General features: G+C 64.2%; 16 protein-coding genes. All 16 read right to left on the bottom strand.

What is annotated here, in order from left to right; all coding sequences use genetic code 11:
* Positions 1 to 15 precede the first annotated feature (15 nt).
* The 16 genes from ABD974_RS01210 to minD all read right to left on the bottom strand — a co-directional run bounded on the left by ABD974_RS01210 (position 16) and on the right by minD (position 17,935).
* Positions 16 to 1,116: an aromatic ring-hydroxylating oxygenase subunit alpha gene (locus tag ABD974_RS01210; protein ID WP_345301445.1), complete on the bottom strand. Its 1,101-nt coding sequence runs from the start codon at positions 1,114 to 1,116 to the stop codon at positions 16 to 18.
* A gap of 83 nt (positions 1,117 to 1,199) precedes the next feature.
* Entirely contained in the window at positions 1,200 to 1,586 is a 387-nt protein-coding gene (locus ABD974_RS01205) for a hypothetical protein (protein WP_345301444.1), read from the bottom strand.
* Positions 1,586 to 2,017 (bottom strand): helix-turn-helix transcriptional regulator, encoded by a 432-nt coding sequence (locus ABD974_RS01200; RefSeq protein WP_345301443.1) that lies wholly within the window; start codon positions 2,015 to 2,017, stop codon positions 1,586 to 1,588. The genes ABD974_RS01205 and ABD974_RS01200 overlap by 1 nt, the downstream gene beginning before the upstream one ends.
* A 195-nt stretch (positions 2,018 to 2,212) precedes the next feature.
* Complete coding sequence (locus ABD974_RS01195; RefSeq protein ID WP_345301442.1) at positions 2,213 to 2,725, bottom strand: hypothetical protein; 513 nt, start codon at positions 2,723 to 2,725, stop codon at positions 2,213 to 2,215.
* Positions 2,726 to 2,967: 242 nt separating this feature from the next.
* Complete coding sequence (locus tag ABD974_RS01190) at positions 2,968 to 3,522, bottom strand: hypothetical protein (RefSeq protein ID WP_345301441.1); 555 nt, start codon at positions 3,520 to 3,522, stop codon at positions 2,968 to 2,970.
* Positions 3,523 to 3,567: 45 nt separating this feature from the next.
* Entirely contained in the window at positions 3,568 to 6,915 is a 3,348-nt protein-coding gene (locus ABD974_RS01185; RefSeq protein ID WP_345301440.1) for an nSTAND1 domain-containing NTPase, read from the bottom strand.
* A 699-nt stretch (positions 6,916 to 7,614) separates the two neighbouring features.
* Entirely contained in the window at positions 7,615 to 8,136 is a 522-nt protein-coding gene (locus ABD974_RS01180; protein WP_345301439.1) for an AidA/PixA family protein, read from the bottom strand.
* Between the two features lie 124 nt (positions 8,137 to 8,260).
* Positions 8,261 to 8,662, bottom strand: coding sequence for a hypothetical protein (locus ABD974_RS01175; RefSeq protein ID WP_345301438.1), 402 nt, complete (start codon positions 8,660 to 8,662; stop codon positions 8,261 to 8,263).
* A 316-nt stretch (positions 8,663 to 8,978) separates the two neighbouring features.
* Positions 8,979 to 9,257 carry a hypothetical protein gene (locus tag ABD974_RS01170; protein ID WP_345301437.1) on the bottom strand — a complete coding sequence of 93 codons (279 nt, stop codon included), beginning with the start codon at positions 9,255 to 9,257 and terminating at the stop codon, positions 8,979 to 8,981.
* A 119-nt stretch (positions 9,258 to 9,376) separates the two neighbouring features.
* Positions 9,377 to 9,991: a hypothetical protein gene (locus ABD974_RS01165; RefSeq protein WP_345301436.1), complete on the bottom strand. Its 615-nt coding sequence runs from the start codon at positions 9,989 to 9,991 to the stop codon at positions 9,377 to 9,379.
* Positions 9,960 to 13,265, bottom strand: a complete 3,306-nt coding sequence (locus ABD974_RS01160) for an nSTAND1 domain-containing NTPase (RefSeq protein WP_425562606.1) — start codon at positions 13,263 to 13,265, stop codon at positions 9,960 to 9,962. The genes ABD974_RS01165 and ABD974_RS01160 overlap by 32 nt, the downstream gene beginning before the upstream one ends.
* Positions 13,266 to 13,489: 224 nt before the next feature.
* Positions 13,490 to 15,460, bottom strand: a complete 1,971-nt coding sequence (locus ABD974_RS01155; RefSeq protein WP_345301434.1) for a M2 family metallopeptidase — start codon at positions 15,458 to 15,460, stop codon at positions 13,490 to 13,492.
* A 113-nt stretch (positions 15,461 to 15,573) separates the two neighbouring features.
* Entirely contained in the window at positions 15,574 to 16,236 is a 663-nt protein-coding gene (locus ABD974_RS01150) for a glutathione S-transferase family protein (protein ID WP_345301433.1), read from the bottom strand.
* A 54-nt stretch (positions 16,237 to 16,290) separates the two neighbouring features.
* On the bottom strand, positions 16,291 to 16,818 hold the full coding sequence (locus ABD974_RS01145; RefSeq protein ID WP_345301432.1) for a hypothetical protein: 528 nt from the start codon (positions 16,816 to 16,818) through the stop codon (positions 16,291 to 16,293).
* A gap of 39 nt (positions 16,819 to 16,857) precedes the next feature.
* On the bottom strand, positions 16,858 to 17,121 hold the full coding sequence (gene minE / locus ABD974_RS01140; protein WP_345301431.1) for a cell division topological specificity factor MinE: 264 nt from the start codon (positions 17,119 to 17,121) through the stop codon (positions 16,858 to 16,860).
* Between the two features lie 4 nt (positions 17,122 to 17,125).
* Positions 17,126 to 17,935, bottom strand: a complete 810-nt coding sequence (minD, locus tag ABD974_RS01135; protein ID WP_345301430.1) for a septum site-determining protein MinD — start codon at positions 17,933 to 17,935, stop codon at positions 17,126 to 17,128.
* Positions 17,936 to 17,961: the final 26 nt, after the last annotated feature.

Below are 17,961 nucleotides of genomic sequence, written 5' to 3'. Positions count from 1 at the left end.
GGCCGGATGGCCAGCTCAGGAAACGGGAGGGAACGCCGCGTCGCGATAGACCCGGCGCAGCAGTTCGTGGAAATGATGCACCGCATTCTCGCGCAGCGGGTTAAGACGACCCGCGGTGTACGAGCCGGAGGCGAGGCCGCGCTGCACGTCTTCGCAGATGCCGATGTCCTCGTCCTGCACCACATCGCTGAAGGCCAGGTCGGCGTCGCGGCGGGCGCGACCGGCGTCGGAGTCGTCCGGTGCGTAATAGAAGTCGAATTCCACCCGACAGCGATCGACGCCCTTCGGGATGATCCGGTTGGTCTGCAGCCGGCCGGGCAGGATGTTCAGCATCGTGTTCGGCCACAGCCAGTAATACAGCGCGTCGCCGCTGCCGTAGAGGCCCTCGCCGCTTTCCAGCGGGCTGAACTGGAACGAATACCACTCGGCGGTCTCGGTCACGTAGCTGCGGTAATCCAGCAGCCGGTTCAGTTCGGGATGCACGTGCGGGACGTGGTAACCCTCGAGATAGTTGTCGACGTAGACCTTCCAGTTGCAGGCGATGTCGTAGCCGACGCGGTGATGATGGCCGTAAGTGTCCAGTGCCCGGTCTTCGCCGATGCGCGCATCGATGCCGGCGACGAAGGCCTCGAACGGCGGCGCCATCGCTGCGTCCACCGCCGCGAACACCATGCCCTGCCACACCCGCACCGCCAGCTGCGGCAGACGGATGTCGCCGACGTCGAAATCGGCCGCGCCAGCCATTTCGGTGGCCGTCCGCAACTGGCCGTCGAGGGTGTAGGTCCACCCGTGGTAACGACAGCGCAGCGATTTCGCGCCCAGTCCGTCGCACTGCGCCAGCGGCCCGGCGCGATGGCGGCAGACGTTGTGCATCACCCGCACCACGCCGTCGGCGCCGCGCACCGCGATCACCGGCAGCCCGCCCAGATCGGCGATGGCGTGATCGCCCGGCGCGCGCAACTGGCAGACATGCGCCACCAGTTGCCAGCCGCGATCGAAGATCCACCGCCGGTCCACCGCGACCATCGCCGGGTCGGTGTAGCACTGCGCATGCAGGGCGAGCGCGTGCGCCAGCGGCTGGGCGGCGAGGTCGGCGGAGCGGGCAGGCACGGTCATCCTGCGAGTATCGCGCAGGCGGCGGGGCGCTGCCAGCCGTGGCGGCCGGATTGCCCGGCCGCCGGCTTGCCCCCGTCGCCGCGTCAGCTGGCGTCTGAGCCGACCGTGCCTCGTAGTCCTGCCTGCGCCAAGACGAACAGCGCCGCGACCTCCGGCGCGCTCAGCATCCGCCCAAGCGCGCGCTGCACGGTCAGCCCGAACACGTCGCCGACCGCGAGGTCGAACAACTCGTCGGCGTCGATCCGGGTGATGCCGTGGTCCTCGCGCATGCGATCGCCCAGCTTGCGCTGGCTACCGGCAAGCACTTCCAGATCGACATCGTCCAGACCCAGATCCGCGTTCAGGGATTGTCCCGGACGCAGTCGTTTGGCCACAGCACCCGAAACGCCCGCGATATGCAGCAAGGTCTCGCGCAGGGCTTCGGTCAGACGTTTCTCATCGTCCATGGCGCATTCCTCCGGCGCGACCATCAGCGTTTCAACAACGTTTCGACCGGAACCCCGAAGAAGCGCGCGAATTCGCGGGCGATCCGATAACGTACGGTGTGCCTGGTCTCCGCGCGCTTGATCGTCGCGATCGAGATCCGGACATTGCGGACAACGAACAGATTGGCCAGTTCCTCCTGACTGAGCATCCGCGACTCGCGGAGCCCACGCAGCGCGTCGGCGTCGAGAAGCACGCTGCCCTTCCTCTTGGGGGTTCCGTCGTCCGGCGGCGAGGCCGACGAGGGCAGAAGCGAAGGAGCGGGCAACCCATGGCCCGGTATCGCCCCCTCCAACGCCGGCCAGGCCAGGGGGGCGGATGCGCCGGCGTCGGCCGGTGAGAGGGGGGCGGAAGCGGCGCGGCTGCCGTCGAAAACGCCATAGACGACGGACGAGCTGGACGGGGTGGTATCGGTCATGACAGAACTCCCTGATCTCGATGGAGAAGGCCACTTGGGTGGCCGCCGGCCCCGCAGCGGGCTGCTGCGGGGCGGGTGGGAGGCTGTGGGGAATCGATGCGTGGCGGGTTTACGGTGTGCTTACGGTTGGTAAGCAATTGATTCGAAAGGGCTGCGATTCTTTCGCAAAGCACGCGAACAGTATCAGGGAGGCTATTAGGGAGGATCGTTGCCAACCAACGGATCGCAATCCACCCGCTTGTTGGTCACGGTGTCCCAGATCCCGATATTGAGCTTGTAGCGTTTGCCTGCGATCTGTTCCATGCCGAACCGGACACGCGCACGGTCGGTGTCGGCAGGGAATACTGAAAACCGGGTGAGCGGATTCCACTTGCCGTTCGAAGAATGCTCCACGGAGAGAATAGGCGCCTCCGAGGACAGATCGTAGATATGGAAACGGGGAGACGTGGTGCCGATCTTGTCGTCATAACAGATCAGTGGGAGGTAGAGCGATTGTGGGTTGAGTGTATGGAATGCGATTTCGAAAGGAAGAAAATCGTATTTTGTTTCTTCAGGAAGCTTCGTCTCGTCGACATCGACGATGAGGACCGTAGTCGCATTGTCGATGATTTTTGGAGGGCTCGAAAGCGAGAATTGGATGAGCGATTTTTCGGATGCAGAGACGCTCTTGTATTTCGCGTCCACCAGACTGAAAGTCACGAGTGCCATGATGCTGTCCCCCTGTGGGTCTGCGACGATATACCGATCGCCGTCGGCGGACCATCCATGATGGAAGGCATTGACACCTTAGCCGCGGCAGTCGTCCGAGCGGGTATCTGCAAAGGCTGCTTTTGGGATCACCTGCGCGCGCCAGATGGTTGCGACGAGCGCCGGGTGCTGCCTGCAGAGCCGGCGAGTCAAAAAAATCCCGACACTTATTGGGCATGCTCGCCTGCGGCTCCGATTCGGATTCAGGGATTTTCATCTTCGTTCGGCGGGTCGTTGCCGACGAGCGGATCGCAGTTGACCTCTTTGTTGCTGAAATCGCGATCCCTGGCGTATAGGTTCAATTTGAATTTTGCCCCTTCGCCGACTGCGGGCAGATTCAGTCGAAGGCGAACGAAGCGGGTATGCGCAGGAACGGCATCGGTGATCTTGTTCAGGTTTTTCCAGTCGGCGGATTCGTGCAGCCTGTGGTCCACATGACGAATCCACTCCGGCTCGTTGGAGTCGACGCGATGAATGTGAAATCTTGGCCGATTGTCGGACATGGACTGCGGTGAACGAATGGCGATGATGAGGGTCTGCTCTTGATTGTTGGTATGGAACCATACCTCGCGGTGTTGCCACCTGTAGCGCGAGATGTGAGTGCCGGGAGGATGCCAGACTACGATGCTGGTGCTCACGTGGTCTACTTTATTTTTCTCGAGTTCGGAAGTGAATCTTGTGCGGAAAGTTCTCTCGGAGTTGGTGTCGGTGTACGCGATTTCGTCGAATGAGAATTCATTGATTTCACGGGAAGACATGGCGAGGATCTCCGGCAGTGATGCGGTTGTGCGGATCTTTCGATATCATCGTTGCAAGATGGTGCCTCTGGTTCGATTTTCGAGATCCATGAATTCAGGATGCGCGTAGCCGGAATCAATCAACGCCAGAACCAAGGTCTCGACATCCTGTCTGCGTTCCAGCAAAAGATGCGCGTTCACCCAAGGGGCGAGCACATCGGGATCTTTGCTGTCCTTCGCGATCTTGGCCATGATCGCTCTCGTCCGTTCCCAGTCCCGCCTGGCTTCTTCGCTTCTTCCCCTTTCCTGCAACCAGGTTCCGCGAGACACGAGCGCGTTGCCAAGTGCTGTCCTGGTGTGCTGGTCTTCTGAGTCTTCCGCCATCAGCGCGTTGAGCGATGCTATCGCATCGGACATGGATCTCTCGCTGTCTGGATTTGCCAGATATCTTCCAGTCTTGAACAGGATGGTCGCGCTGAGTCGCCGCCATTTGTCTGCTTCTTTCCCTGCCAAGCCTTTCTCGGCGAGAGAGGTCGCGATGCGAAGTCGAGACGTCGCGGCATCGATATCGCGGCGGAGATATGCGAGGTCTGCTGCTTTGCTCAGTGCGTTCGCGAGATTGCGCTTCCAGCGTGGATCTTTCGGTTGTAATTTCGTAATCGTCTTCAGTCGGTCTGCAGCTTCAAGAAACTGTCTTTCTCCCGCATTGATGTCGCCAAGGTTCGTCGATACTCCTGCGTTGAAGTGCAGCAGACTGGACAACTGCTGTTCCCAGTCGATGGCATCCGGATGATTTTCGATTATTGCCGTGAGTTCTGCGATCAGTTGTGTGTATTCCGTTGATGCTTGCTTGATTTGACCGGCTTCTGCTTTGCAGCGGCTGATCATTGATCCGGCGACTATGGAGTTGTATTTCCACCATTCGTTACCGGGTTTCCTTCTTTTCGCAAGCGCCATTAGTTCGGTGGCGGGAATGAGTTTTTTCATTGCGGACGCGCAATCGCCGCGTCGTTGATCGAGATATCCGAGGTTCGCGATCGCATAGGCGTTCTCCTGCCACCAGTCGGGGTTGTCGGCATCAAGTGAACGCAAGCGTTCGCTGTATCTGAGGTATCTTGTCCACTCCGATACCGAATTCTCTAGCTTCCCCGATTCGTAAGCTTGGTTTCCGAGCCAGAAAGCCGTTTGGCCTGCTTCGGCGGTTGCCTGGGGCGATTCCGGTTCCATTTGAATGGCGCGGCGTGCCATCGCATCGGCGCGTAGAAACAATGCGTTTGCTTCATCGTATTTTTCTTCGATCGAAAGAACTTCTCCTCTCGTGCGTAGCGCGCGGGAGTAATTGATCAGTTCGTCGGGCCCCATTTTATCGATGGGTTGCTCTTCCAGAAACTCGAGCACATGCGTGCTAATGCTGCTCATCGCGGTGGTGCTGGCCGTCGGGCGCAACTGATCGGAAAGTTCGACGAGCATGTAGCCGATTAGGCTGAGAGCCTTGAGACGGTTTTGCTCGGCAACGATGTTCGCGCTTATGGCCGTGATCGCCAGGGCGCTGGAGACGATGGTGAGCATTGCCAGCGCGCCGATGGCGATTCGTGCGATCATGCGTCTTCGATTGCGCATTCGTTCCGAAGCGCGCAACAGGGAAATTTCGTCTTCGCCGATCTCGTCCGGGAATCGGCGCTGTGCCTCTCGCGCTTCGATCAACGGCCCCCCCGGATTCAACAAGTGATCGTCACGCCGACCTTCCTCAACCCATCGCTTCGCCGCCCGCTGCAGCCTTGCCTTCGCCATCAACAGCCGCCGGTTTTCCTGTGTCCACTCGACCGCGCGCGGCCATTGCCGAAGCAGGGCTTCATGGACAACGCCGACATGCGGTTTGCCGTCGTGTAGCGCGCTTACGAACAGGCGGCCGGCGACGAATGCATCGATCAATGCGCGGGCAGTGTCCGGAAGCGCATCGAGCCGCGTACGTCTGGCGGTGACGGCGTCGCTGTCGGAGTGGATCACGATGAGTTTGGCGAGCACTGCATCCAGTGCGGCCTGTGCGTCGGCGGGCAGGGCTGCGAAGACTTCTTCGGCGCGGTGGGCGATGGCGCCTTCGAGGCCCCCGATTTCGCGATAGGCCTCCCAAGTGAGGGTCCCGTTCTCGGTGCGGCGTTCGTAGAGCAGCTGCAGCGTGTGTTGGAGTAGAGGCAATGCGTCAGACTGGCCGTTCGCGGCGTCTCGCAAGGCGTCGTCGAGCAGTTGACTCTGGGCGTCCACATCGAATTCGAGACTGGACTGACGGGCCGGTCCACGGATGATTTCGGCGATTTCCCCGTGCTTCGGGGGGAGCAGGTCGAGATGCCCGCCGCCGGCCTTGTGTTCATTGAGCAGTGGCAGGGCCTGTGCCAGATCGGGGGCGTAGTCGCTGCGTACGATCATCGCCACCAACGTTCGCGGGGCATCGCAGAGAGCGCACAGTGTGCGCTCGAAGGCGCTTCTCGCCTGCGGATCGTGCAGTCTCGTGACCAGCACCTCGGCGTGATCGATCACGAGCAGAAGGTGCGCGTGCGGCTGCGCGCCGAGCCCGCGCTCGGGGAAGCGACGAAAGGCTTCCGCAATGGTTGCCGCGATGGTTTCGGGCGTGTCGGTCAGCTGGTTTTTCAGTGATTCGACCGTTTGCGGCGCAAAGACGGGCCGTGCCTCCAGAGTCCACAGGGACAACGCATCGGCGAGCGGGAGCATGATATCTCCGCCGTGCGAGGCAGCGAGGTCACAGATCGCGACATCGAGTGCGCGAAGACCGCCGAAGCCGCCTTCCGCAGCCAACAATGGCAGCGCACCTGCGCGCAGCAACGAAGTCTTGCCGCAGCCGCTGGGACCGGCGATCAAAACGAAACGGCGGCCATTGTCGATCTGCCCGCGCATGGCGTCCAGTAATTCTGCGGTCGCTTGGGTGCGGCCGGTGAAGACAGGCGCGTGTTCGGCGTCGAAAGCGGCGAGGCCGACGAAGGGGCTGCCGTGGATCCATTTCTCGGAGGTTTTGTACAGGCGCCGATATCCGATCGGGAATTCGACTGGTGGCTTCAGTCGATAGCCGCGCCCCGGCAGAGTTTCGATGTAGCGCGATGACTGGGTTTCCTCCAAGGTTTTTCGCAGCACGGACAGCGTTTTGCTGACTGCATTTTCACCGTCGATCGGATTCTTGCCATGGCGATCGGTTTTCCAGACTGCCAATTGCAGTTGCGAAGAGGTCATGGCTTCGCCGGACTTTTCGGCGAGCGCCACCAGCACTTCCATCGCTCGCGGCTCCAGCGGGATGTCCTGCCCGTTACGGACGACGACTCGGCGATCCGGGTGCACCTGAAGATCGCCTACGATGAAGCGCGAGCGCGCCGCCAGGGCTTTGACTCGATCCTTGCGATTGGGCATGAGCCACCTATCGGGCGAAGTCGGAAGAACGATGCGCCTGTGCTCGCCAGCGGGCGTGGGCCGGCGATGGAAGTGGTAAAGGTGGTCGTGGATGTGGGCGGATTGTCGGGGCGCGAGTTGCTACGCCCCATGGGTGCATCGGATCAACTCGTTCCATGTCCGCCCCTGGCAGTAGGCGCTCCTGCGCCCAACTCGAGTGTTTGATCGTCGCGGGTTTCGGTGCTGTGAAGCGTTTGCATGGAAAACCGCCTTTACGGTTCTGTTGTCGCTCCATCGCCGGCGCTTGTCAATAAAGACTGATGGCATCCTCGGTCGACGCTGCGACGCTGGCCATGGCGGAATGATTGACAGCATCAATCTTTTCCCTGGTTGAATTCAACAAGGTCAATGGTTCTGGTCTTCGGTGGTTCGGCCTGGAACGCCGCATCGTCATTTGTCGCCGGTGGAAATTGGGCGTCGTTCGATGCCGATCGTGATGCGCGTGGTCCCGGTGCGATCTGCATTTGCGGGCATCACGACTGCGGTCGGGTGCCGGGGTATGCGGCACGGAGTGCGGGCATTTGTCGAAAAACACGAAGGCCCACCGATGAGGTGGGCCTTCGTGTGCGGCGGTCGATGGCCTGGCGATCGCCGGTGCGAACGGGACGGTGCCCGTCGATGTTCGTACCTGCGGATTCGGGAGATCGCGACCGCCGGACATCACTGGGCGTTGACGGTCGGATCCCAGTAGACGTAGCCGAGCAGGTTCTGCGTTTCGCCGTCGCTGCCGGTCTGGTACACGGCCACCCAGATCCAGAAGTTCTGGGCGGTGCCGTGCTGGGAGACCTTGACGTCGCACGAGACGAAGGACTGCGGGACGTTCTTCGCCGGGGCGCCGGTCGGTGCCTGGCCCTGCGCTGCGCCGGTCAGCGTCACCACGTTGACGTCGGACGGGTTCAGCACCGGGCCGCCGCCGGTCAGCTTGTAGACGAACACGGAGTAATCCGAGTTGTCCGACGTGCTGGACGCGTAGAAGGAGATGTTGTCCCCGGGCTGGGCGTTGAGGGTGATGTTGCCGTAGTCGTTGTTCGGCCAGGACCAGCCGCGCGGGTCGTCGGAGACCATCCAGATGTTGCCGTGCCCGATCGGCGTGGGATTGTTCTGGTCCTTGCTGAGGGTGAGGCCGTTGACGATCGCGCCGACGTTCATCACGGTCATGACGTTGTAGTTGATGCCAGCCATGTTCTGCTCCTTGAAATTTGGTTGGGAAACGCGGGGTCGTGTTGTCCCGCAGGAATATCGTGATCGGTCGCGCTGGCGGAGACGGGACCTTCGCGGATCGCGCGCGGTGCCACTTCGATGCGCCTCAGTGGTTGGATGCCGGATCTTCGGTGCGCAGGATCCGCGTCACCTGCACGTCGAAGCAGCGCGCGAATTCGCGGGCGATGCGGAAGCGCACCGCGCGACCGGCTTCGGCGCGTTTGATCGTGGTGAGCGAGAGCTGGATGTTGCGTCGCCAGCAGTCGTCGGCGAGATCCTGCTGGCTCATCAGCTTGTCCTGGCGCAGCCGGCGGAGCAGGGCGCTGTCGAGCAACACGTGACCGCGATGCAGACGTTCGGCAGCGGAGAGCGGTGAGGCCGATCCGCCTGCGCTGTCGGTGCGCTCACGGGGGAGGGCGGCCGGCAGCGGCTCGCCATCGAAGCCGTGAGGCAGCGTGACGTCGTTACCGAGGTGGATATGAGCGTGCTGGGCGTGTGCGATGTCCATGGACGTTTCCCTGGTCTGGAAGGCGGGATGCCACCGCGATCGATGGCGGCCGGGATGCCGCGGCTTCGATGCGACGGAAGCGAGGCGACGGAGCACAGCCTGCGCAGGCGGGCGTCTTCGCGCCTTCCTGGAACCTTCCGGATTCAAGTCGTTGATTGGCATGCCCAGGCGGAATGCGGGTCCTGCCGGAGGTGGCGGGACCGACGCGGCGCAGCCCAACCTTCCGGGAACCTTCCGATCCGCAAGTGATTGATCGGCAAGTGATTGATCGGCAAGCCTTCAAGCGTCCGGCACGTTGCCGGACGCGCGCCATGCGTCACGGACCGATCGGCACGATCCGGTAGGGGTAGGGCCTGCCGTCCGATGGCTGATAGAGATAGACCTTCACCGCATTGCCGTCCGGGAACGCGGCCGGGTACTGCACATCGCAGAGAAAACAGTAGTCGAGGCCGCCCGCGCTCCGGCTGGCGAACGCGAGCGGGGTGTACTTCGCCTCGAACAGCGGCTGCATCGCGGTTTCGAAGGCGTCCTTCGCCTGGGGCGTGAGCGTGAAATCGAAGTGCGACCAATCGCCGGCGACAACGGGGTTCGGCATGACGTGCTCCTTGCTTGGGTTGCAGCGGCAGGGGGCCGGAAACGCCGGCCGTGCGGCCGCGGGAGCGCCGCTGCTCTGCCGGGGGCGGACGAGCGACCGTCGCGACCGGGGGCCGTGGCCTACCGCGGCGATCTGTCGAGCGCCGGAGCGCGCGTCTTGATCGGGTCGTTGCTGGCCTGCGGGTCGCAGAAGATCGTGCGGTCGATGTTGTCGCCGACGATGCTGACGAAGACGCCGAAATCGATCAGCTGGTTCGGAAGCAGGCTGATCGGGAACACGGCCGATTGTCCATCGGGGCCCGCCTCGAATTTTCCGATCGGCGAGTGATCCCGGGAGACGCCGGTGGATGCGTAATCGATGATCGCCGCTTTCGCGGCGGTGCGGTTGATCAGCGCGATCCTGATGTAGGTGTTCGGAGCGTTGATGGTGATGATGCTCTCGGAATAGAACCACATGAGAACGCCATCCGCTTCGAAGATCGTGAGGAAGATGGTTTCGTTCTGCGGCATGTTCCGCTGGTTTCCATGTGCGATGCGTGTCATGGGAAGCGCTCCTTCATTGCGATGGGGGATTGCGGTATCGGCATTCGTCGGGACGATGGCGCCGTCGCGAGCGCCGGTCGCGACGCGGCTTCGGTTTCGCGATGCGAGTATTCCCGAAGCCATGGCCGGATCGAGTGTCTTTGCGGGTTCTCCGTGGCGCTCATCTGGCGCGCGATGACTGCTGCGGGGCATCGCCGGCGCCGGCGATGTCGACGAAGTCCGGAGCGCGGTATCCGATCCGCGACAGCCAGGCGCGCTGCGTCTCGACCCGTTCGCGCTCGCCGAGAAGAAGGTGGGCGCCGACCAAGGCCGCGATGACATGCGGATCCTTCGAGGTTTTCGCGGTGCTGCCGAGCAGCGCGGTCGCGCGCGTCCAATCCTCGCGGGCTTCGAGCGTCGATCCGTGCCGGGAGTGATACGCGCCGCGGGAAATCAGGGCTTTCGCGAGCAGGAACGTTTCGTGGATGCCGCCATTGGACGCATCGGCGATGCGCTGCAGATCCGAGATCGCCGCGTCGTGCATCGCATCGGCGATCGCGGCGTCGGGTTGGGATCTTGCCATCAGCAGCCGGGAAGCGGCGTCCAGGCGTCGCAGCGCCGTCGACGCATCGCCCGAGGCCTGCATGTCGCGGATCATGCGCTCGGCGAACGATGCATGCGCGGCCCGGCTGCGGGCATCGCCGCGGCCATCGGCGATTTCGCCCGCTTCGATGTGCGCGAGGATCAGGTCGCGCGCCCAGACCTTGTTGTCGGGTTCGTTGCGGGTCAATTCCGACAGTTTGGCGATGCTTTCTTCGATCCGCGCGCGCGCTTCGTCCGGATCTCCTCGGGACGACGCGAGTTGACCGGCGCTGAGCAGGGATGTCGCGAGCCGGCGTTTCCAGACCAGCGCATCCGGCTTTTTCCCGACCAGTCTGCGGAGCATGGCGATCTGCTCGGCATATCCGGACGCGGCTTCCGACAGGCGTCCTTCGGAGACGTCGCCGCTGCTGATCCAGGAGAGCGTATCGACCAGATCGTATCGCAGCGCATCGTCGTCGGGCCGTGTCGACAGCACCGCGGCCTTGAGCCTGGCCGAACGCCTGAAGTACGCGAGCGCTTCGCCGATCTGTCCCTGATCGCGGGCCACGGCGCCGAGGTTGTTGAGGGCATACGACAGTTCGATCTGCCACTCCGGACGTTCGGGCTGCAGACGGATCAACTGTTCGCTGGTCCGCAGATACGTGCTCCAGTGTCTGCGCGCCTCGTCCAGACTGCCTTGCCGATAGTGGTGGTAGCCCAGCCAATACGCCGCGACGCCCAGCTCGGCGATGGCGTCCGTGGATTCCGGTGCGCGTTCGACCGCGGCGCGCGCGGCCGCGCTGGCGCGCTCGAAGGCGGACTTCGCTTCATCGAGCTTCGCTTTTTCCGTCATCACTTCGCCCGCCGTGCGCAGGGCACGAGATCGATTGATGAGGTCCTCGGTGCGGGTCTGCGCCTCGGGCCGACGCTCCAGCTGTGCGAGCGCCTTGGCGCTGATGCTGTCGAGCAGTCCGAGGTTGCCGAGCGGACGCAGTTTGTCGGCCAGATCCACCAGCATGAAATCCGCCAGTTGCAGGGCTTCTTCGCGACGACGCTCCGCTTCGTCGCGGGCCTGGGTCGCGAGCAGGGCGAGGGCTGCGGAGATCACCGCGAAAATCGCCAGACCCGCGATCGCGGTGGCGCGCAGCCGACGCTTCCGGCGGTCGAGTTTCGCCGAGGCCTGCAGGAAGGCGTGTTCCTCGTCGCTCAGATCGTCCGGCAGTTGTCTTGCGGCTTCCAGTGCGTCCTGCAGGGGACGACCCGGATTCAGCAACTGGTCCGCGCTGCGGCCTTCTTCGATCCAGCGCGCAGCGGCGCGACGCATGCGCGCCTTCGCCTGCAGCAGGCGGCGATTGTCCTGGATCCAGTCGCGCGCGCGCGGCCATTGCCGCAGCAGCGCTTCGTGCACGACCCGGACGCCGGCCAGACCGTCGCTCAATTCGGCGACGAACAGGCGGGCGCGGACGAAGGCTTCGGCGAGCGCGCGCGCGTTGTCGTCCAGGGCGGACCAGGCGACGCGGTGTGCGCTGATGCTGTCGTTGTCCTGCTGCATCACGATCGACTGCGAGAAGAGGCTGTCGAGGCCGCGCCGTGCGGCCTCGGGCAGGGCGGCGAAGACTTCTTCGGCGCGATGCGCGAGCGCGCCTTCGAGGCCGCCGATCGCGCGATAGGCATCGAAGCGCAGTTCGCCGTCGTCGCTTCGGCGCTCGTAGAGCGCCTGGAGCGTGTGCTGCAGCAGCGGCAGCGCATCGGCGTGCGCGTTCGCGGCATCGCGAAGCACGTCGTCGAGATGCTCCGCGGTCTGCGCATCTTCCTCGAAGGTCAGACCCGCCAGCGCGGCGGGCGTGCGGATGATCTGGGCGATCTCGCCGGGCCGAGGCGTCAGCACGTCGAAATGGCCCTCGCCGAGTTTCCGGTCCGCGATCTCCGGATAGGCTTCGACGAGTGCGAGATAGAAGTCGCCGCGCACGATCATCGCCACCATCACCCGCGGCGATTCGCAGAGAAAGTGAAGCGCGCGCGAAAACGCGGCGTCCCGCTGCGGGTCGTGCCGTTCCGGGTCGCGGGCCCGGTTCGCCACCAGCGCCTCGGCGTGATCGATCGTCAGCAGCAGGTGCGCATAGCGTTGATCCGCGAATTCGCGCGAAGGATGACGGCGGAACGCGTCCTCGATGGTGGCGACGATCGATTCCGGCGACTGTCGGATCGCTGCGGCGAGATCGCTGGCCGGTCCTGGCGAGAACACCGGTCGTCCGCCGAGCGTCCACTGTGCCAGCGACGCGGCGAGATGAAGCAACGCGTCGCCGGTGTCGATGCCGGCCAGATCGCAGCGTGCGACCGACAGTGCGCGCAGGCCGTCGAAACCGCCGTCCTGGCGCAGCAGCGGCAGCGCGCCGGCATTCAGCAGCGAGGTCTTGCCGCAGCCGCTGGCGCCGACGATGAGCAGGAACCGCCGCTGATTGTCGATCTGCTGGCGCATCGCGGCGAGCAGTTCCGCGGTGACCCGGCTGCGGCCGAAAAAGACGCCGGCATGTTCGTCGTCGAACGCGCTGAGGCCGACATAGGGATTGGCGCCGTTCCAGGCCGAGGTCTGCAGCGCGACGCGGCGGTAATCGTCGGGATAGGAGACCTTGGCGATCAGCCGATAGCCGCGCTTGCGGATGGTTTCGATGTAGCGCGGCGATTTCAGATCGTCGCCGAAGACCTTGCGCAGATACGCGATGGCCTTGTGCACCGGATTGTCGCCGTAGAAAGTGCCGCGCCAGACTTCGATCAGCAGTTGTTCCGAGCTGACCACTTCACCGGCATGCTCGGCCAGTGCGACCAGCACCTCCATCATCCTCGGTTCGAGCTCGGTGTCCGTGCCGTCGACGGACACGATCAGGCGATCGGGCTGAACCAGCATGGCACCGACGCGGAAGCGCGAGTGCGTTGCGAGGGCTCTGCTCCGATCCGTCTGCGGGGGCATGGGGGTTCCGTCCGGTGGAAGAGCGCCGACGGTGTGTCTCGGCGGTCGCATCATAGCCATCGCGGCCTGCGCTTTGCAGCGATATCCGCCTCAAAACCGGAGGCCGGCTTGCGCCGGCCTCCGATGCGGTGGGTTCGCCGCGACGTCGACCGCGACCGGGTTCAGCGCTGCGCCGTCGATACAGGCGCCTGCCAGCCGCAGCTCTGGCCTTCGTTCTGCTCCTTCAGCCAGGCCTGCAGCGGAGCGAAGTATTCGAGCACCGCGGAGGCGTCCATCTTCTCGCCGCCGGTGAGCTCCTTCATCGTCTTCTGCCAGGGCTGGCTCGATCCCTTGCTCAGCATGGCCCAGTACTTCTGCCCGGCTTCCTTGTTGTTGTAGAAGCTGCATTCGTACAGCGGGCCCTTGTGGCCGGAGGCGTCGCACAGCGACTTGTAAAACTGGAACTGCAGGATGTGCGAGAGGAAATAGCGGGTGTACGGGGTGTTGCCGGGTACGTGGTACTTCGCGCCGGCATCGAAGAACTCCTCGCCGCGCGGAGCGACTGGGGCGACACCCTGGTACTTGGCCTTCAGTTCCCACCAGGCCTTGTTGTATTCGCCCGGCTGGATCGAGCCGTCGAACACGCCCCAACGCCAGCGATCGATCATCAGCCCGAACGGCATGAACGAGACCTTGGCCAAGGCCATGCGCATCTGCGCGTTGATCAGCGCCTCTTTGCTCTGGTCCTGCGCGTTCACCAGACCGATCGACTGCAGGTAGTTCGGGGTCATGCCGAGCACGATGGTGTCGCCGATGGCTTCGTGGAAGCCGTCGTGCGCGCCGGTCTGGAACAGCGGCGGCTGCTTGTTGTAGGCGAGGTAGTAATAGACGTGGCCGAGCTCGTGGTAGATCGTGGTGAACTCTTCCTCGTTCGGTTTGATGCACATCTTGGTGCGCACGTCGCCGGCCATGTTCATGTCCCAGGCGCTGGCGTGGCAGACCACGTCGCGGTCCCGCGGCTGGATGAACTGGGTCTTCTGCCAGTAGCTCGCCGGCAGTTTGGGCATGCCCAGCGACACGTAGAATTCTTCGGCGCGCTGGGTCATTTCCTCCGCGGTCTTGAGCTGCGCCTCGCGGTCGGCCTCGACCAGCGCGGCGCTGTCCGCACGCGGGCCGGCCTTGGTCACGGCCTGCGCGTAGTGGAAGTCGTAGCGTTTCTGCAGCGCGGAATTGATGTCGAGGCTGCCTGCGCCCTTGTAGGGTTCCAGCACGTCCCAGAGATTGCCCCAGTCCTGCTGCCACATGTTGCCCATCAGATGCGCGGGCAGCATGCCGCCGGCGACGGCGCCCTTGCCGGGACCGTACTTCGTTTCCAGTTTGGTGCGGGTGTAGCAGTGCAACTGCTCGTAGAGCGGTTTGACCTGGCCCCACAGGCGATCGGTTTCGGCGGCGATTTCCGCCGGCGTCATGTCGTAGCCGGAGCGCCACATTTCGCCGGCGTCGGCGAAGCCCATTTCCTTCGCGCCTTCGTTCACCAGTTCGACGAAACGCACGTAGTCCTTGCGCATCGGCTGCGAAATCGTGTGCCAGCCCTGCCAGGCGTCGAGCTGCGCCTGATAGTCGCGGCTGCTGGCGAGGACGCCGCTGAGTTCGCCGAGGTCGCGGCAGACCTTCGCTTCGCCGGTGCCGGTGCAATATTTGCCGGCGCCGTAGTCGCCTTCCATCTTGGTGGCGATGCGGGTGAGTTCACCGAGCTTCGCGGGATCGTTCGGCGGCGGCATCGAGGTGGAGAGTTTGAGCAGCAGGATCGCGCGCGCGCTTTCGGGCGACATCGTCTGGCCTTCGAACGGCTTCGCGGCCTTGATCCAGCCGTTCAGCCGGGTGAGGAAGCGTTCGTTGGCCTTCGCGGCGACGGTCTGGCTGTCGTCGTTGATATAGGTGGAAGAGATCCACTGCGCCGCGGTCAGTTCGGGATAGATCTCCTTGAATTCCCGGTTGACGCGCGCGACGAGCGCGTCGGCGTTCGCATCGGCCTTGGCGTCGGACCCGCTGCCCGCGGCCGCATCGTCCTTCGGCGCGTCTTTCTGGCAGGCGGTGAGAGCGAGCAGGCCGGCGCCGATGGCGAGGGCCAGAAGGGTGTTGCGATGGTTCACGTCGGATCTCCGGTGGCCGGACGGTTCAGCCCCGGAGGCTAGTGCGCCGGCTCCGGCGGCGCAAGGCCGGAGGCGGGTTTTTCATCCGTCCCTGCAGGCGTACAGGCTGTCGATCACTGAATTGCCGAAGCATCCCAGCTGTCGGGAACAGCATCCGCTTCCCACGCCACGAAATCCGGATCGGACAGCAGGGTGTCGCGGTAGGCGGTGGCGATCGCCGACACCGGCACGGCATAGGTGCGCAGCCGGGTCGCGACCGGCGTGAAGAAGGCGTCGGCGATGCTGCGTCGGCCGAACAGCCAGGGCCCCAGATGCCCGTGGCGTTCGCGCAGGCCTCGCCAGAGTTCGTCGATGCGCGCCAGCGCGCGGCGGGTGTCGTCCGGCCAGTCGGGCTGCGCATCGAGACGACGATGGAGGTTCATCGACAGATCGCGACGCACCGCGGCGAAGCCGGCATGCATCTCGCATGTGGCCGAGCGCGCCTGCGCGCGGAGGGCGGAATCCTCAGGCCACAGCACGCCCGGCGCGACCTGTTCCGCGGCCCATTCGGCGATCGCCAGACTGTCCCAGATGGTCGTGCCGTCCGCGTCCAGCGCGGGCACGGTGCCGTTCGGCGACACCGCCTTGACCTCGGCGATCTCCTGCCGGCCGTAGCCGGGCTGATCGAGCCGCAGCACGCGCTCTTCGAACGGGATGCCGCCCCAGCGCAGCACCAGCCACGGACGCAGCGACCACGAGGAGTAGTTCTTGTAGCCGATGAAAAGCACGTTGCTCATGGCGTCCTCTGCGGCAGGGGGCGGTGGTGCGTCCGGTCGGCTGCGTGTTCGCGCTCAGCCCGCGTGCAGCGGCAACGGCAACAGGCCTTCCAGGTGCGGCAACTCATGCAGGAATTCGGCCGCGTCGTCCGCGTCCCGTTCGAACCAGGCCTTCGCCGAGCCCTGGCGGAAGGTGTAGCCCCAGGCATCCATGTCGGCGAAGGCGCGCTCGATGCCGAAACCGGGCAGTTCGCGGGCCAGCAGCAGTTGCAGGTAGCAGGTCGCGTCTTCCTCGAACTGCGAATCGCTGGCGTCGGTGTGCACGCGGAAGCGCAGCGCCGGGGGAATCACGATCAGATGGCAGGTTTCGTGCAGCAGCGAGTGCAGCGGCGTATCGCGGCGGACATACACCGTGTGACCGATCACGCCGGCCTCGCGTTCGCCCCAGAAGCTGCCGGGAATCGGCGCATCGTCCGCGACCAGGGCCAGCCGCAGGCCGAAGCGCGCGAGCAGCGTTTCGGCATCGGCGAACGCGATGTCGTCGAGAGTGAGGACGTCCGGGTCGACTGGAGCGGCGAGCGCCGCGATCGTCTGGTTGGGCATGGCCTGTCGCGGCGGAAAGCCGCGCCTGCGATGAACGGATCAGGGCGACGCGGCGCGGTCGTCGGGCAGCGCCACGGAGATGTCGAGCACGTCGTGATCGCCGTCCTTCGCCATTTCGACCTTGACCGCGTCCACGTCGACGCTGACGTATTTGCGGATCACTTCCAGCAGTTCGCGCTGCAGCAGCGGCAGGTAATCCGGCGCGCCGCGATGGGTGCGCTCCTGCGCGACGATGATGCGCAGGCGCTCCTTGGCGATGGAGGCGGTGTTCTTCTTGGGCTTGAGGAAATCGAAGAGGGACATGGCCTCAGCCTCCGAACAGCTTGCTGAAGAAACCCTTCTTCTCGAACTGGGTGAAGCGCATCGGCCGGTCCTCGCCGAGCAGTCGGGCGACCGCGTCGTCGTAGGCCTGGCCGGCGTTGGACTCCATGTCCAGGATCACCGGTTCGCCCTTGTTCGAGGCGTTGAGCACGTCCGGGGATTCCGGGATCACGCCGACGGTCTTCAGGCCGAGCACTTCCTCGACGTCCTTGATGCTCAGCATCTCGCCGGTTTCGACGCGGGCGGGGCTGTAGCGGGTGAGCAGGAGGTGTTCCTTCACGCGCTCGCCGTTCTCGGCGCGCTTCGTCTTCGAGGCGAGCAGGCCGAGGATGCGGTCGGAGTCGCGCACGCTGGAGACTTCCGGATTCACCACCACCACAGCCTGGTCGGCGTAGTACATGGCGAGGAACGCGCCCTTCTCGATGCCGGCGGGCGAATCGCAGAGAATGATGTCGAAGCCGTCGTCCGCGAGTTCCTTCAGCACCTTCTCGACGCCTTCCTTCGTCAGCGCGTCCTTGTCGCGGGTCTGCGACGCGGCCAGCACGTGCAGGTTCTCGAAGCGTTTGTCCTTGATCAGCGCCTGCTTCAGCGAAGCCTCGCCGTGGATGACGTTGACGAAGTCGTACACGACCCGGCGTTCGCAGCCCATGATCAGGTCCAGGTTGCGCAGACCGACGTCGAAGTCGATGACCGCGACCTTCTTGCCGCGGCGCGCGAACCCGCAGGCGAGGCTGGCGCTGCTGGTGGTCTTGCCGACGCCGCCCTTGCCCGATGTGACTACGATGATTTCAGCCAAAGTCGTTCTCCCGTTTCTGGCGATAC

This window comes from Lysobacter hankyongensis, from assembly GCF_039543145.1.
Classification (GTDB): Bacteria; Pseudomonadota; Gammaproteobacteria; order Xanthomonadales; family Xanthomonadaceae; genus Lysobacter_I; species Lysobacter_I hankyongensis.
The sequence above is the reverse complement of the archived record's forward strand: the minus strand, read 5'-3'. Positions and strand labels throughout refer to the sequence as shown.

Bases quoted from the DNA above. Each gene is read 5' to 3' on its own strand.
- ABD974_RS01210 (WP_345301445.1), bottom strand. From the start codon at position 1,116: ATGACCGTGCCTGCCCGCTCCGCCGACCTCGCCGCCCAGCCGCTGGCG.
- ABD974_RS01205 (WP_345301444.1), bottom strand. From the start codon at position 1,586: ATGGTCGCGCCGGAGGAATGCGCCATGGACGATGAGAAACGTCTGACC.
- ABD974_RS01200 (WP_345301443.1), bottom strand. From the start codon at position 2,017: ATGACCGATACCACCCCGTCCAGCTCGTCCGTCGTCTATGGCGTTTTC.
- ABD974_RS01195 (WP_345301442.1), bottom strand. From the start codon at position 2,725: ATGGCACTCGTGACTTTCAGTCTGGTGGACGCGAAATACAAGAGCGTC.
- ABD974_RS01190 (WP_345301441.1), bottom strand. From the start codon at position 3,522: ATGTCTTCCCGTGAAATCAATGAATTCTCATTCGACGAAATCGCGTAC.
- ABD974_RS01185 (WP_345301440.1), bottom strand. From the start codon at position 6,915: ATGCCCAATCGCAAGGATCGAGTCAAAGCCCTGGCGGCGCGCTCGCGC.
- ABD974_RS01180 (WP_345301439.1), bottom strand. From the start codon at position 8,136: ATGGCTGGCATCAACTACAACGTCATGACCGTGATGAACGTCGGCGCG.
- ABD974_RS01175 (WP_345301438.1), bottom strand. From the start codon at position 8,662: ATGGACATCGCACACGCCCAGCACGCTCATATCCACCTCGGTAACGAC.
- ABD974_RS01170 (WP_345301437.1), bottom strand. From the start codon at position 9,257: ATGCCGAACCCCGTTGTCGCCGGCGATTGGTCGCACTTCGATTTCACG.
- ABD974_RS01165 (WP_345301436.1), bottom strand. From the start codon at position 9,991: ATGCCCCGCAGCAGTCATCGCGCGCCAGATGAGCGCCACGGAGAACCC.
- ABD974_RS01160 (WP_425562606.1), bottom strand. From the start codon at position 13,265: ATGCTGGTTCAGCCCGATCGCCTGATCGTGTCCGTCGACGGCACGGAC.
- ABD974_RS01150 (WP_345301433.1), bottom strand. From the start codon at position 16,236: ATGAGCAACGTGCTTTTCATCGGCTACAAGAACTACTCCTCGTGGTCG.
- ABD974_RS01145 (WP_345301432.1), bottom strand. From the start codon at position 16,818: ATGCCCAACCAGACGATCGCGGCGCTCGCCGCTCCAGTCGACCCGGAC.
- minE (WP_345301431.1), bottom strand. From the start codon at position 17,121: ATGTCCCTCTTCGATTTCCTCAAGCCCAAGAAGAACACCGCCTCCATC.